This is a genomic window from Mesorhizobium sp. 113-3-3, from assembly GCF_016756495.1.
In the GTDB taxonomy this organism is placed as follows: Bacteria; Pseudomonadota; Alphaproteobacteria; order Rhizobiales; family Rhizobiaceae; genus Mesorhizobium.
The window spans coordinates 4,044,926-4,059,392 of the sequence record NZ_AP023243.1; the positions used below are offsets into that span (position 1 = coordinate 4,044,926).

The 14,467-nt window shown below is 63.5% G+C and carries 15 protein-coding genes; 6 read left to right on the forward strand and 9 right to left on the reverse strand.

Annotated features, from left to right (window positions below; all coding sequences use genetic code 11):
• Nucleotides 1-23: 23 nt before the first annotated feature.
• From JG746_RS19625 to JG746_RS19645, 5 genes are all read right to left on the reverse strand, one after another.
• On the reverse strand, nt 24-845 hold the full coding sequence (locus tag JG746_RS19625) for a carbohydrate ABC transporter permease (RefSeq protein ID WP_202354300.1): 822 nt from the start codon (nt 843-845) through the stop codon (nt 24-26).
• Nucleotides 846-1,784, reverse strand: a complete 939-nt coding sequence (locus JG746_RS19630) for a carbohydrate ABC transporter permease (RefSeq protein WP_202354301.1) — start codon at nt 1,782-1,784, stop codon at nt 846-848.
• Nucleotides 1,784-3,121, reverse strand: coding sequence for an ABC transporter substrate-binding protein (locus JG746_RS19635; RefSeq protein WP_202354302.1), 1,338 nt, complete (start codon nt 3,119-3,121; stop codon nt 1,784-1,786). Before JG746_RS19635 ends, JG746_RS19630 begins: the two co-directional genes overlap by 1 nt.
• A gap of 62 nt (nt 3,122-3,183) precedes the next feature.
• Nucleotides 3,184-3,843, reverse strand: a complete 660-nt coding sequence (locus JG746_RS19640; RefSeq protein ID WP_202354303.1) for a GntR family transcriptional regulator — start codon at nt 3,841-3,843, stop codon at nt 3,184-3,186.
• A 23-nt stretch (nt 3,844-3,866) separates the two neighbouring features.
• A complete protein-coding gene (locus tag JG746_RS19645; protein WP_202354304.1) occupies nt 3,867-4,751 on the reverse strand; it encodes a dihydrodipicolinate synthase family protein in 885 nt (294 codons plus the stop codon).
• Between the two features lie 46 nt (nt 4,752-4,797).
• On the opposite strand from JG746_RS19645, the gene JG746_RS19650 reads away from it, so the two are divergent.
• Nucleotides 4,798-5,013, forward strand: a complete 216-nt coding sequence (locus JG746_RS19650; protein WP_202354305.1) for a hypothetical protein — start codon at nt 4,798-4,800, stop codon at nt 5,011-5,013.
• Nucleotides 5,014-5,035: 22 nt separating this feature from the next.
• Here JG746_RS19650 and JG746_RS19655 read toward each other — a convergent pair whose 3' ends face one another.
• Nucleotides 5,036-5,533, reverse strand: a complete 498-nt coding sequence (locus tag JG746_RS19655) for a hypothetical protein (RefSeq protein WP_202354306.1) — start codon at nt 5,531-5,533, stop codon at nt 5,036-5,038.
• Between the two features lie 188 nt (nt 5,534-5,721).
• Here JG746_RS19655 and JG746_RS19660 point away from each other — a divergent pair, with 188 nt between their 5' ends.
• The 5 genes from JG746_RS19660 (at nt 5,722) to JG746_RS19680 (ending at nt 11,924) form a co-directional block, all read left to right on the forward strand.
• The gene (locus JG746_RS19660) at nt 5,722-6,783 is read left to right on the forward strand and encodes a glycosyltransferase family 4 protein (RefSeq protein WP_202354307.1); all 1,062 of its coding nucleotides are present in this window, start codon (nt 5,722-5,724) and stop codon (nt 6,781-6,783) included.
• A 45-nt stretch (nt 6,784-6,828) separates the two neighbouring features.
• Nucleotides 6,829-8,991 (forward strand): amylo-alpha-1,6-glucosidase, encoded by a 2,163-nt coding sequence (locus JG746_RS19665; protein ID WP_202359407.1) that lies wholly within the window; start codon nt 6,829-6,831, stop codon nt 8,989-8,991.
• Nucleotides 8,992-9,100: 109 nt separating this feature from the next.
• The gene (locus tag JG746_RS19670; RefSeq protein WP_202354308.1) at nt 9,101-10,870 is read left to right on the forward strand and encodes an alpha,alpha-trehalose-phosphate synthase (UDP-forming); all 1,770 of its coding nucleotides are present in this window, start codon (nt 9,101-9,103) and stop codon (nt 10,868-10,870) included.
• Nucleotides 10,870-11,658, forward strand: coding sequence for a trehalose-phosphatase (gene otsB, locus JG746_RS19675; RefSeq protein WP_202354309.1), 789 nt, complete (start codon nt 10,870-10,872; stop codon nt 11,656-11,658). Before JG746_RS19670 ends, otsB begins: the two co-directional genes overlap by 1 nt.
• 53 nt (nt 11,659-11,711) lie before the next feature.
• Entirely contained in the window at nt 11,712-11,924 is a 213-nt protein-coding gene (locus JG746_RS19680; protein ID WP_202354310.1) for a hypothetical protein, read from the forward strand.
• Between the two features lie 9 nt (nt 11,925-11,933).
• Here the strand turns inward: JG746_RS19680 and dprA are convergent, their stop codons facing one another.
• From dprA to JG746_RS19695, 3 genes are read right to left on the reverse strand one after another with little or no spacing between them, the layout of a single operon-like run.
• Nucleotides 11,934-13,067, reverse strand: a complete 1,134-nt coding sequence (gene dprA / locus JG746_RS19685; RefSeq protein WP_202354311.1) for a DNA-processing protein DprA — start codon at nt 13,065-13,067, stop codon at nt 11,934-11,936.
• The gene (gene plsY, locus JG746_RS19690; RefSeq protein ID WP_202354312.1) at nt 13,064-13,651 is read right to left on the reverse strand and encodes a glycerol-3-phosphate 1-O-acyltransferase PlsY; all 588 of its coding nucleotides are present in this window, start codon (nt 13,649-13,651) and stop codon (nt 13,064-13,066) included. Before plsY ends, dprA begins: the two co-directional genes overlap by 4 nt.
• A gap of 42 nt (nt 13,652-13,693) precedes the next feature.
• Nucleotides 13,694-14,419 carry a class I SAM-dependent methyltransferase gene (locus JG746_RS19695; RefSeq protein WP_202354313.1) on the reverse strand — a complete coding sequence of 242 codons (726 nt, stop codon included), beginning with the start codon at nt 14,417-14,419 and terminating at the stop codon, nt 13,694-13,696.
• Between the last annotated feature and the right edge of the window lie 48 nt (nt 14,420-14,467).

The following is a 14,467-nucleotide window of genomic DNA, read 5'->3' on the forward strand; positions in this document are numbered from 1 at the left end:
GAGTGTGATGCCGGATCGTGCCTTCAGCCGCCCTTGACGGCGCCGGCGGTCAATCCCGCGACGATCTGCCTTTGTGCAAACAGGGTCAGGACCAGCACCGGCAGCGTCACCACCAGTGCGGCGGCGGCCAGCGGTCCCCAGCTCACCTGCTCGTAGGAGAGCATGTTGTAGACGGCCACCGGCAGCGTGCGCGTCTCGCGGCTGGCGAGCACCACGCCGAAGACGAAGTTGTTCCAGGAGAAGATGACCGACAGGATGAAGGCGACAACGATGCCCGGCTTGGCGATGGGCAAGGCGACCAGCCGGAACACCTGCCAGGAACTGGCGCCGTCGATGTTGGCGGCCTCTTCCAGTTCCATCGGTGTAGTCTCGAAATAGCCGATCATCACCCAGACCACGATCGGCACCGTCACCACCAGATGGATGATGATCTGCGGCCACAGCGTGCCAAGAATGCCGACCCATTGGAACAGTAGGAACAGCGGGATGAGGTAGGAGAGCCCCGGCGTCATGCGGGCGATCATGATCACGACCGCCGACCGTTCGGCCTTGAGGCGGGCAATGCCATAGCCGGCCGGTACGCCGATCAGCAGCGCCAGCAGCGTGGCGGTGCCGGTCACAAGGACCGAATTCCAGAGATAGAGCAGGAAATTGTTCTCCTCGAACACTTTTGCATAGTTCGACCAGGCAAGATGTTCAGGGATCAGGATTGGCGGATAGGCGCCGTTGTCGATCTCGAATTTCAGCGACAGTGAGATCATCCAGAGGAAGAACAGGATCGCCGGCGAGACGAACATCAGGGCCGCGAAAATCAGCCCGATCTGGTTGAGCAGCCGTGAACGCATCTATTTGCCCTCCACACCGATCCACCGGGAGCGCTGGCGCAACATCAGGAGGATGAAGGACAGGGCGACGATGACGATGAAGAACACCACGGCCATGGCCGAGCCATAGCCGATGTCGTAGTAGGAAAAGGCGGTGTTGTAGAGATAGATGTTGATGGTCTCCGAGGCCGTGCCCGGTCCGCCCTGGGTCATGGCGTAGATGATGTCGAAGCTCTTCAGCGCGTCGATGGTGCGGATGATCACCGCAATCATCAGGAACGGCGCGATCATCGGCAAAGTGAGATAGCGGAATTGCTGCCAGGCATTGGCGCCATCGATCTCGGCGCTTTCGAACGGCTCGCGCGGCACCGAGGCCAGCCCGCCCAGCACGATCAGCATCACCAGCGGCGTCCACTGCCAGGTCTCGACGGCGACCAGCGACGGGATGACCGTGCTGGCGTTGAAGATCCATTCCTGTGCCGGGATGCCGACCAGCGACAAGAGGTAATTGAGGACGCCGAGCTGGGGATGGAACATCATCGTCCAGACCAGCGCCACGGCAACCGGCGTCGCCATCATCGGCATCACGAAGACGCCGCGCAACAGGCCGCGCAGCGGGAATTTGGCGTCGAAAATCAATGCGGCAATGGTGCCGAGCACCATCGGCGCCGCAACCGACAGGAAGGTGTAGGTCAGCGTGTGCCACAGAGATTCCCAGAACCGCGGATCGCCCGCCAGCCGCAGATAATTCTCCAGGCCGGCAAAGCTCCGCGCCTGGCCGAGCGTCCAGCGGTTGACGCTCATCCACAGCGTAAAGGCCCAGGGGAAGACGATCACGGCGCCGACGACGACGAGGGCCGGGACGACGAAAGGCCAGTAATTGGGAGCCAGCCGGATCGTCTGGCTCCCTTCGATGGCCTGCGTCGTCACCCCGGTGCGTTCTGGGGTGGTGGCGGACATCAGCCTTGCTCGCTCCTGTCGAGGACGGGCTGGAACTGTTCGGTGGCCTTCTTCAGCTCTTCGGCCGGGTCGGCGCCGGCAATGAGATTGGTCAGCGCCACGCCATAGATGTCACGGAACTCGGTGACCGGGATGATGACCGGGAGCGACAGCCGGCTGACATTGCCGGAACCAACCACCGCGTCGAGCCAGCTGGCCGGCATGGTGACGCCTTCACGCACCTTAGGGTCTTCCAGAACCGACTTGCGGAACGGCACGCCTGCGCCTGCCTGCAGCAGGCGTGCACCCATGGCAGGTGAGATCGCCCATTGGCAGAAGAGATAGGCGGCCTCCTTCTTCTCGCTGGCGGACGTGACGCCGATGCCGTCGCCAAAAGTGCCCGCCGCGTGCGCCTTGGGTCCCTTGGGCATGACGCCGTAGCCGACCTTACCGACCACCCTCGACTTTTCAGGATTTTCCATCGGCGGCGCAAAGCCGACGCCGTCGAACCACATGCCGATCTTGCCTTGCAGGAAGGCGGACTGCGCCTCGGCCCAATTGAAGCCGGTGACGCCTGGAGGGGCGGATTTGGTCATCAGCCTCTGGTAGAGAGCGGCGGCCTCGACCGCTTCGGGCGACGTCGTGCGCAGCTTTCCCTTGTTGTCGAGCGGCGTCATGTCGTAGCCGAGCATGAGCGATGTCCACACCGGGGTGTTGGCGTTCTTGAGGCCGCGGGCGACGAAGCCGTAAGTGTTGGTCGACGGGTCGGTCAGCGCTTCGGCGGCGGCGACCAGTTGCTCGAGCGTTTCGGGATATTTGAGGCCCTTGGCCGCGAACAACTCGGTGTTCCAGTAGACGATCCAGTAGTCGACCGAGAACGGCAGCGAGCGCAGCACGCCCTGGCCATCCTTGGCGAACAGCATGCCGGCATCGGCGAAATCGCTCTCGACCAGCCCTGGATCGGTCAGTGTCGGGTCGGTGATATAGCTGGAAATGTCGGCCAGCCAGCCGCCCTTTTCGAACTGCCGCTTCTGCACGTGGTAGCTCAGATGCACGACGTCGAAACTCGGCTTGCCGGAGCTCAGCTCGATCACCGTCTTCTGACGCTGCTGCTGTTCAGGCGTCGCCTCGGCATTGACCTTGATCCCGGTCAGCTCCTCGAACTCGGCGAGGTATTTTATCAGCGTGTCGCTGCGCGGACTCTTGATCAGATTGACGTCCAGCGTCGTGCCGGCAAAGCGCTTCCAGTCGACGGCGGCGGCGAAGCCCGGGCGGATGCCGGCAATGCCGGCGGCGGCAAGTGCCGCGGATGCCTGCAGGAGCTGTCTCCTGGTGGGGTTGAACAGATTGGACGACATTTCTTCCTCCCGATTGCTGTCGTTGTCGATTACGCCGCGACCGCGGCGCGGCTCACGCTTCCTCAGATTTGCAGCGCCAGCCGGCGCGCCTTGTCGATATGCAGGCTGATCGCCTCGACCGCCCTCTGCGGGTCGCGGCTTTCCAGGGCTTCGATGACCGCCAGATGCTCACGCATGACCGGCACGACGCGCCCGTCGATGCGGAAACGCTCCTGGTGGATCAGCCGGATCTTCACCGAGTTGACCAGATAGGCCTTGGCGATGATCTCGTTGCCCAGCGCGTTGATGAAGGTGTCGTGCATTGCCCAGTCGATGGTCTGGGCCCTGGCTTCCATTTCCGGCGTTGGCGTCTGCGACAGGGCCTGCGCCAGCATTTCTTCGTGTTCGCGCCGCAGCCGCGCAAGTTCGTCATCGGAAGCGCTGGTGGTGAACAGCGCCACCGCCTCACGCTCCATGAACAGGCGGAACTGAAAGGCCTCGCGGATAAGGCTGATGTCGATATGGGCGATCTGCATGCCGCGCTGCGGGATCGTCGTCAGCAGCCCTTCGGCCTCGAGACGCGGGACGATTTCGCGAATGGCGCCGAGCGGCAGGCCGGTGAAGGCCACCAGTTCGCGCTGCGATACGAACTGGCCCGGTAGCAGGTCGCGAGCCAGCAAATGCCGCGTGAAGCTGGCATAGGCCTTTTCCCTGAGGGTGGTCGGTTCGCTGCCGTCTTCCATGTCGAGGCGTGTCCCTTTGCCGGTCAGGCCGGTTCCCTGGCGAACAAGCTGTCAAAGGCGGCGCCAAGCAGTTGCTGGCCCTGCGCAGCGATCGGCTCCAGCGGTGGGCGAACCGCCAGCCAGCGGTCGTCTCCGGTCCGGCGCGCCACCATGACCTTGACCGCTGGCGTGACCGGATATTTCAGCAATTCGAGCACGAAGGTCTCGACGCGCGCATCGTCGCGTCCATCCTCGGCCATGGCGCGGACTTCGCCGGTGACGAAATTGGCCATGCCGGAGATCGCGCCTTGAGCCCCCATCCGCACCGCTCGCGCCAAATGCCGCTCGTCGCCGATCAGGATCACAAGATCGCCATGGGCGCCAAGCAGCGCCTCGCTGTAGTTCCAGTCCCCGCCGGAATCCTTGACGCCGGCAACGACGTTGGGAAATGCGGTGCGCAACCGGCCGATCAGGTCGAGCGATAGCTGAACCATGGTGACCGAGGGTATGTTGTAGAGCAGCACGTCACGGGCGAGGGGGCCGAGTGCTGCAAAGACGGCGGAAAACCAGCCGAAAAGACCGTCTTCGCCGACATTCTTGAAGTAGCTCGGCGGCGCAAGCAGAATGTTGCGGGCGCCGCGCTGCAAGGCATGTCGTGCCTGTTCGGCGGCGTCTTCGGCGGCATCGACCAGCACGCCGGCAACGAATTGATGCGGCAGAATGCCGGCGGCCAGCATGGCATCAGTGACCGAACGGCGTTCCAGGGCGCCGACCGACGCACCTTCACCCGTGGTGCCGAACAGCGTGACGCTGCCGCATCCCTCGGCCAGACAACGCCTGGCCTGGGCGAGCATCGGGGATATGGCGATCTGCCCCGAAGCATCGAAAGGCGTGGCGAGAGCGGCTGAAAGGCCAAAGCGTGAGGTCACCGGGACGTCTCCAGAAGAAGCATGCACGCAGTGATAACTCACTAACATGTTAGTTGTAAACCGGCTTGTTGCATTTTTTCCAACCCATCGCCCGGCGATGCAAATCTCGGCCCAAATCGAGGCCTTGTTCCTCGACAACGGCGATCCTGCGAAATGCGAGAACGCGGCGCGCCGCAGTGAGGCGTCGCTGGTGTTCAACACTGATGTCTCAAAGCAGGTTGAAGGACCTTCCGAGCACCGACAAGACATTCGCGCCCGCTGACCCATGCCAAGCGATTGGCCGCTCAGCCGTTCCGCGACAGATGCACGTCTAGAACGGCCGCCTTCTTGGCGATCAGGCCTTCCAGATCCGCGTCCGACCGCTTGGTGCCGGTCCGTTCGCGCAGCAGCGAGATCACCGCGCTCATGGAAAGCGGGGTCATTTGGGAAAGCGGCGTGGTCTGGGTGTCCAGAATGGCGTCCACCGCGCCGGCAACATCGGGTACCGCCGTTGGTGCTCGCGTGGTCGGCTCCTTCCTGCTCCGGTCGGCCTCGGCGGTGTCGGCCGGTCCTCGGGCGCCGCGATCGAAGACGACCGCCAGGCCGTTCTTCACGGCCAGCGCTGCAACCATATCGTCGAGCTTGCGGTCGGAGAGGGCCGGGTCCGCGGGTTTCGGGATGCCGCGGATCACCCTGGCGGCCTGCTCCATCGATACGAAGTCATAACGCCGTTTTCTGGCCTCGACATATTGTTCGATGATCATGCTCAACCGGCGGGCCGCAACATCCCTGGGGTCCTGCATGCTTGGGTTCCACCGGAGCCTCCCTGGGCTGCCGTGCGTGCGAATTCGGCAGCCAAAAGGACATAGAGCGACCCCGTCGAACATCAAACTTCATTCGATCATTTCGTCGCACCCGCCAGTGGGCCGGAACGATCCTGCGGCTGAAGCATTTCGCCCTCATGACCAGCGCATTGAGGGAAGGCCGGGCCATGAAGATCGCTCATGTCGCGCCGCTGTACGAATCCGTGCCGCCAAGACTCTATGGCGGCACAGAGCGCATCATTTCCTACCTGACCGAAGCTCTCGTCGACCTCGGCCACGACGTAACGCTGTTCGCCAGCGGCGACACGAAGACATCAGCCAGGCTCGTGCCATGCCGCGAGCGGGCGCTTCGTCTCGATCCACGCCCACTGAAGTCCGAGATCGCGGCGCATCTGTCGATGCTGGACGAGGTGAGGAAACGCGCCGACGATTTTGACGTCATTCATTTCCACCTCAGCCATTTCCTGCATTTCCCGTTTTTCCGCGACATGCCGCAGCGCACTGTGACAACGCCGCATGGCAGGCTGGATTACGCGGATCTCGCGCAAGCCTATGACCGGTTCCCGCGCTTCCCGATGATTTCCATATCGCGCAGCCAGCGGGCGCGGTTCGCATCCGCGAACTGGCTGGCGACGATCCATCACGGCCTGCCCGTCGATCTCTACGAACCTGATTTCGAGGCGGGCTCGGATGGCGGCTATCTTGCCTTTCTCGGCAGGATGTCGCGCGACAAGCGTCCGGACCGGGCGATCGAGATCGCTCGCCGCACCGGCCTGAAGCTCAAGCTCGCGGCCAAGATCGGCGACGACGATCGCGCCTATTTCGAGGAAGTCGTCCAACCGATGATCGATGGCGACCGGGTCGAATATGTCGGCGAAATCGGCGAGGACCAGAAGAGCAGGTTCCTTGGCAACGCAGCCGCCCTGCTGTTCCCAATCGATTGGCCTGAGCCTTTCGGCCTTGCCGTGATCGAGGCGATGGCCTGCGGAACCCCGGTCATGGCCTGGAGTTGCGGCGCCATGCCCGAGATCGTCGACTATGGCGTTACCGGCTTCGTCGTCGAAACCATCGAGGATGCGGTCGCCACGATGCCGGCTCTCCTGCAACTGGACCGGCGGCGCATAAGATCAGTGTTCAAAAGGCGGTTTTCAGCTGACAGGATGGCCAAGGACTACGTCGCGGCCTATTCCCGGCTGCGCGACGGTCATGAGCAAAGCAGAGCCTCGTAGGCCTTCACCCGACCGAAAAACCAGCACGGGACAGTCCTGTTGACCATCACCCAACTCGACGAGCGCACACTTGATCCTGCCATAGCGCTGGCTTCCCTGGACGAAACCGCGCCCAGGGAACCGCATCGGCTGTTTGCCCTCAAGCATGGCGACTGCTTTGCCGTCGCCGATGCCTATGGCGACATACGCGGTGTCGGCGACGGGTTTTTCCGCGACGATACGCGCGTGCTCTCCGAATTTCGCCTGACCGTCGGCGGCCGGTCGACCTCGTTGCTCGGCGCGTCGCTCAGCCAGGACAATGTGCTCTTCACCACCAACCTGACCAATCTGCCGATCGAGAGCGCCGCGGGCCGCCAGATTCCGCAAGGCGCTATCCACATCGAGCGCGTCCGGCTGTTGTGGGAGGAAAGGCTGTATGAGCGCATAACGCTCTCCAATTACAGCCGCGAGCATTCGACGATCCTGCTGTCGCTGCGTTTTGCCGCCGATTTCCGCGACATGTTCGAGGTCCGCGGCTCTACCCGCTCGAAGCGTGGGACCGCTCATACGGCCGAGATTGCAGGCAATACGGTCGTGCTTCGCTACGAAGGCCTGGACAGAGTGGTGCGGACATCGGCGATTTCATTCTCACAGACGCCCGATGAACTGACCTCCGAGCGCGCGGATTTCGTCATCGCCGTCACCAAGCGCAGCAGCCAGACGCTTTACGTGGAAGTGGGCAACGCGACAGACGATCGCCCCGAAAGCGGCCGGTTTCGCGCCGCCGCCGCCCGCGCCCGCTTCGGCATGCGCGCCAAGCGCCGGCACGGCGCGACGCTGCACAGTTCGGGTCGCGTCTTCAACGACTGGATGGAGCGGGCGCGCGCCGATGTCGCGCTGCTCACCACGGAACTGGCGACCGGACCCTATCCCTATGCCGGCATTCCCTGGTTCTCCACGGCCTTCGGCCGGGACGGCGTGATCTCGGCCTTGCAGATGCTTTGGCTCAATCCCGGTCTGGCGCGCGGCGTCCTGGCGTTTCTGGCGCAGCACCAGGCGACCGAAACCTCGCCTTTCAGCGATTCCGAACCCGGCAAGATCATGCACGAGACCCGCAAGGGCGAGATGGTGGCGCTGAGCGAACTGCCGTTCGGCCGCTACTATGGCGGTGTCGACACGACGCCGCTCTATATCCATCTTGCCTGCGCCTATGCGGACCGCACGGGGGACACGGCCTTCATCGACACGCTGTGGCCATCGCTTTGCGCCGCGGCCGAATGGATCGAAACGGCGAGCCGTTCGACGGGATTCCTTACGTACCAACGCGCCGCAGAGTCCGGTCTTGCCAACCAGGGATGGAAGGACAGTTTCGATTCCGTCTTTCACGCCGATGGCCGCATTCCGAAAGGGCCGATCGCGCTGGTCGAGGTCCAAGGCTACGTCTTTGCCGCCTTCCAGGGCCTGGCGAAGCTGGCGCGGCTGCGTGGTGAAGCGGAGCGCGCGGAGAATTGGGAAATACGCGCCGCCGCCATTCGCGAAAGAGTCGAGCGCCATTTCTGGATCGAAGAGCTCGGCTATTATGCGCTGGCGCTGGATGGCGAGGGCCAACCCTGCAAGGTGCGCACGTCCAATGCCGGTCACTTGCTTTATGTCGGCCTTCCCGGTCCCGATCGCGCGCGCATGGTCGCCGACCAGCTTCTGTCGGCCTCGTTTCATTCCGGCTGGGGACTGCGAACGCTGGCGGACGATGCGATCTTCTTCAATCCGATGTCCTACCACAACGGCTCCATCTGGCCGCACGACACCGCGATCTGTGCCGCCGGACTGGCGCGATACGGCATCCGCGACAGCGTGGTGCGGCTGATGAGCGGCACCTTTGAATCCGCCGTTCATTTCAACATGCGGCTGCCAGAACTCTTTTGCGGCTTCACGCGCGCGGCCGGCGAAGCGCCGATCGCATACCCGGTGGCCTGCCTGCCGCAAGCCTGGTCCGCCGGTTCCGCCTTCATGCTTATGCAATCGTGTCTCGGCCTTCAGATCGATGGCTGGACAGGCGAAATCCACGTGACCCGGCCGCGCTTGCCGATCGGCATCGACAACCTCGTCATCCGCCATCTTTCGGTGGGGCAGGCGGCCGTGGATTTGACGTTCCAGCGTGTGGGAGATCGCGTCGGCGCTTTCCTTGCCGAACCGCATGAGGGACTGGTGCCGCTCGTGGTCAGGAGTTGAAAAATCGGAACCATCCCGCGCTGCGGGCGTTGGACCACCACGCCATGGGGTGCCGAAACTCCAGCCCATAAAGCCGCTGCGGTATCCCATTGAAAGGTCATCGATTTCAATGCCTGACAACAGTTCCTACCTGGTCGTTCCCGTATTTGCATTGTGGCTCTTTGTTCTTATTGCCGTCGTCGTCCTGGCCGTTGTGCTGGTGACGATGATGTTGCGCGCGCGAAAGGGCAGCCGGCTGGCCGCCGCGGAAGTTGAGCCTGCTCGCGGCCCATTGCCGGAATTCGAGAAGAATGGACAGTCGGCGGCCGCGGCACTGGTGCAATGGTCGCCCGAAACTCTGCGTCATATCCTGGCAACGGAACTGCCGGATGCCCAGGTGATCGTCGTCTCGAATCGCGAGCCATATATCCACAACCGCGAGGGCGACGACATCCAACTGGTCGTACCCGCAAGCGGTCTCGTGTCTGCCCTGGAGCCGATCACGCGTGCCTGTGCAGGCACGTGGATCGCCTATGGCGGCGGGTCGGCCGACGCGCTCGTGGTCGACAAGAACGATCGGATCGAGGTGCCGCCGGACAATCCTTCCTACACGCTGCGCCGTGTCTGGCTGAGCGAGGAAGAACAGCAAGGCTACTATCTCGGCTTTGCCAATGAAGGCCTCTGGCCGCTGTGCCATATCGCCTTTACCCGGCCGATATTCCGCGCCTCGGATTGGGAGGCCTACGAGGCGGTCAACCGCAAATTCGCTGACACCGTCGTCGCGGAAGCCCGCAACGAGCGGCCGATCGTGCTGGTCCAGGACTATCATTTCGCATTGCTGCCGCGAATGATCCGGGAGCGCCTGCCGGAGGCGATCATCATCACCTTCTGGCACATCCCGTGGCCGAATTCCGAGGTGTTCAGCATCTGCCCATGGCGCGAGAAGATTCTCGATGGGCTACTCGGCAGTTCGATCGTCGGTTTTCACACCCAGTTCCATTGCAACAACTTCATCGACAGCGTCGACCGGTTCCTGGAAAGCCGGATTGAGCGCGAGGATTCGGCCATTTCCTATGGCGGCGAGATCAGTCTGGTCCACGCCTATCCGATTTCGATCGAATGGCCGCCGGCGCAACTGGGCAACCTGCCCGACGTGGCGCAATGTCGCCGGCAGGTGCGCGAGAAATTCGGCCTGGCCGAACATGTCAAACTGTGCGTGGGCGTCGAACGTCTCGACTACACCAAGGGCATCCTCGATCGTTTCAACGCCCTCGACGAACTGCTGACGCTTCATCCGGAATGGATCGGCAAGGTGGCGTTCCTGCAGATCGCGGCGCCCAGCCGCGGCACCCTGCCTGCCTATCAGCAACTCTACGAGGAGTGCCTGCGCCATGCCGAGGATCTCAACCAACGTTTTGGTCGCGAAGGCTACAAGCCCGTCCTGATGGTGACGGAACATCACTCGCAGCAGCAGGTTTACGAAATCTACCGTGCCGCCGATGTTTGCATGGTCACCAGCCTGCATGACGGCATGAACCTGGTCGCCAAGGAGTTTGTCGCCGCGCGGGAGGACGAACAAGGTGTGCTCCTGCTCAGCATGTTCGCGGGCGCCTCCAAGGAGCTTTTGGAGGCGCTGATCGTCAACCCCTATGACGCGGCGATGATGGGCGATGCCCTGCTGCAGGCCTTGACCATGTCGCAGGAGGAGCAGAGCCAGCGCATGCGGCGCATGCGCGAGATCGTGCGCGACAACAATGTCTACCGGTGGGCGGGCAGCATGCTTCTCGATGCGGCGCGCTTGCGCAAACGCATAGCGGTCGATCGCGCCGTCAGCGCCGCTCCGGCGGCTCCTGGCAATGTGATATCGTTGCTCGATCGCAAACGCGTGGCGGTGCTGTGATGTCGATCTTGCCAAACCTGCCGGAACCCATCGTGCCGCAAGGGCCATGGAGCTTGTTCCTCGATATCGATGGCACGCTCCTCGAACATGCCGCGCATCCCGACGCGGTGGTCGTAAGTGACGAGCTGCGCACGCTGCTGGTCCGGCTCGAAGCACAATTGGATGGGGCGCTGGCGTTCATCACCGGACGGTCGATCGCCGCCGTCGACCATCTCTTCCAGCCTCTCAGATTGCGCGCCGCAGGCCTCTATGGCCTCGAGCACAGGCTGACGCGCGATGGTCCGGTCGAAGCGGCCGGCGAACCGGCTGATATTGCCGCACTTGCCAACGAAATCGCCACGGAACTGGACAATGCGGATGTCTATATCGAGCGCAAGGGGCCCATCCTGGCCATTCATACGCGCGCGGCACCGCATTTGCTGCGGCGGGCGACGGAGCTGGTTGAACAGGCGCTGGACAGATTGCCTGCGGGATACCGGGTCCTGGCCGGAAATGCCGGTGTGGAACTGATGCCGCTTGAGGCGGCCAAGGGGGCGGCCATCCGCCGCTTCATGCAACTTCCGGCTTTCAGAGGACGGCGCCCCGTGTTCCTCGGTGACGATACTTCGGACGAGAGCGGGTTCGAGACCGTCAACGAACTGGACGGTATTTCGGTTCGTATAAAGCCGCAGGGATCGACAGCGGCGCCTTTTGCGCTGGCCGGCGTAGATGCGGCCTTCGCCTGGCTGGACGGGATGAGCCGACGGGAGACTGCGAAAGCGGCGAAGCTAGCCGCAACGGCCAAATGAACCGGATTTGCCCCTAAGCCGCTCCCGGTTCACCTACATGGAAGGAGTTTGCCATGACACAACTGACCAGCCTCGTCCGGGAAATCATGCCCGCCTGGCTCCAGCGGCGCGAGGGGTCGCAAAGCGGGGATGCCAAGACGACAGCCGAGCCGCCGCCTCCCGAAGAAGCGGACGCAGTCTGGCGCAAGGCTGTCGAGAAGGATCTGTTTGGGGCCAACACGCCGGATTACGCCGAGACCGGGGAGAAGAAACCCAACCGCCATTGACTGCTGTGCTCAGCCTTCTCCGAAAACCAGTGAAACATTGCCGCCGGCATGGCGTTCGAGCCGCCCGGCGAGGTCGAGTTCCAGAAGAACCATGAAGACCTGGGCCGGGTGCAGCCCGGTATGGCGGATGATCTCGTCGACCGGCACCGGCGTCGGACCGAGCGCCTCGAGGACCTTGGCGCGATCGCTCTCGCCAGGCGGCGGTGTGGCCGAGAAATCCGGTGGGTCATCAAACGGCGGCACATCAGGCGCCCGCAGGCCGGTCAGCGGCGCGATCGCCCTGGAAATATCGGATGCCTCGGTGACCAGCGTGGCGCCGTCCTTGAGCAGGCCGTTGGTGCCGGCCGCGCGTGGGTCGAGCGGCGAGCCGGGCACCGCAAAAACAAGCCGGCCCATTTCGCCGGCAAGCCTGGCGCTGATTAGCGAGCCCGAACGCTGCGCCGCCTCGACCACCACCAGTCCAAGGGCCGCACCCGCGACAAGACGGTTGCGGCGTGGAAAATCCTGGGCGCGCGGCTGCCAGCCGAACGGCATTTCGGAGATGACGGCGCCACGCTCGGCGATTTCCGCGCACAGGCCGGCATTCTCGGGCGGGTAGGGCAGGTCGAGGCCCCCGGCCAGCACACCGACCGTGCCGGTAGAGAGACTCCCTTGGTGCGCCGCCGTGTCGATGCCGCGCGCCAGGCCGGAGACGATGCCATAGCCGTCGCCGCCAAGATCGGCCGCCAGCATGCGCGCCATCTTGATGCCGGCCAGCGATGCGTTGCGGGCCCCGACGATGGCAATGCCCGGCAGCCGGAAGACAGAGGCGCTGCCCTTGACCGCCAGCAGCGGCGGCGGATTGTCCATGTTTCTCAGCAGCGGTGGATAGTCGGGCTCGCCGATGCCGACAAAACGCGCGCCAGCCCGGCGGGCCGCCTCGAGTTCGGCCTCGGCCTCGGCGATTGACGGAATGCGGGCGATCCGGCTGGCGCCGCCCGAAATCATCAGTTCCGGCAGGATCTCCAGCGCCACCTCGGCGGAGCCGAAGCGGTTGATCAGGTCGCGAAAGGAAGCGGGGCCGACATTCTGGGTGCGGATCAGCCGCAGCCAGCTCAGCCGCTGCCGGTCGCTGAGGCGCGGCCCGGCGGCCGGCTCGCTCAACCCTTGGCTCCGATCTTGCCCTCGGTGCCGGCAAGCAGCCGCGAAATGTTCGCCCTGTGCTTGATGAAGACGATGATGCTCATCACCACGAACAGAATGGCAATCTGCGGTGCGCTCATGAAGTAGAGGGCGATCGGCACGATCACGGCCGCCGTCAGCGCCGCCAGCGAGGAGTAGCGAAACAGGAACGCCATCACCAGCCAGACGACGGCGAAGATCAGCGCCACCTGCCAGGCAAGGCCGATCAGCACACCGAGATAGGTGGCGACACCCTTGCCGCCCTTGAAGCCAAGCCAGACCGGGAAGAGATGACCGAGAAAGGCGCCGAGGCCGGCCCAGACCGCCGTTTCCGGCGCGACATGGCCTGCTATCAGCACGGCCGCCGTGCCCTTCAGCGCGTCGAGCAGCAAGGTCGCTGCGGCCAGGCCCTTGTTGCCGGTGCGCAGCACGTTGGTGGCGCCGATATTGCCGGAGCCGATCTTGCGCACGTCACCAAGGCCGGCGGCGCGGGTGAGCAGCAGCCCGAAGGGAATCGAGCCGAGCAGATAGCCGAAGACAAGTGCTGGGATGATGCCGTAATTCATTGTTCCCCCCGTATTTTCTTATGTCATCGCCTCGGCTTGCGTTCAAGCCAAGGCGCAGACAAACGAGTCCCCGATCAGGGGTCCTTCGCCTGGCGCTCTTTGGACGATCCGCCAGCCGCAGCCTTCCACCAGACGGGTAAGGAAATCGGGGTTGTAGAAGCACATGCCGCCGTTCTTGTCCGGGCTCCTGTCTTCGAACTCGGCGATCCCGGCATCCAGGAAGCAAGTGAAAAGGAGGCGGCCCTGGGTTGCAGTGTGCCGGCGCAGGAGGCTGAAGATGAATGCTGCGTCATCGGGGTTCTGGTGGGTGATCACAGAAAACAGCGAGATGACGTCAAAGGCGTGCAAGGGCAGCGGGAGTTCCGTCTCATTGGAGAGTGGGCGTCCCTTCGGGTTGTAGAGCGGGTGGTGCGCGTCCAGGAGGACATAGGAGAAGCGGGGATCGCGTACGGTGGAGCGCAGGAAGTCGATCATCTCCGCAAAGCAGTCGATACCGGTGTAGGAGCGGATCGGAATCCTGTGATTTAGAATGGCCTGGGTGAACCGGACGCCGCAGCCGAAGTCGAGGAGCCGGCTGGCCGCCAGTGTCTTCAATCCGATCCGCTGCCGCATCCTCTCCAGCAGCCAGGCACCGCTATCTTGCGGCGGCATCAGGGCGCTCACCTTCTGGGAATTCCGGTTGAACTGTTGCGGGACGATAAATTCCGGCGGCGAGGGACGCAGGCGATGCCAGATCGACTGCAACCAGGAAGGATGATGCGATCTCATGGCAAGGGCTCTTGGAAGAGGCAGCGGATGACAAGTTCACCGGATCGC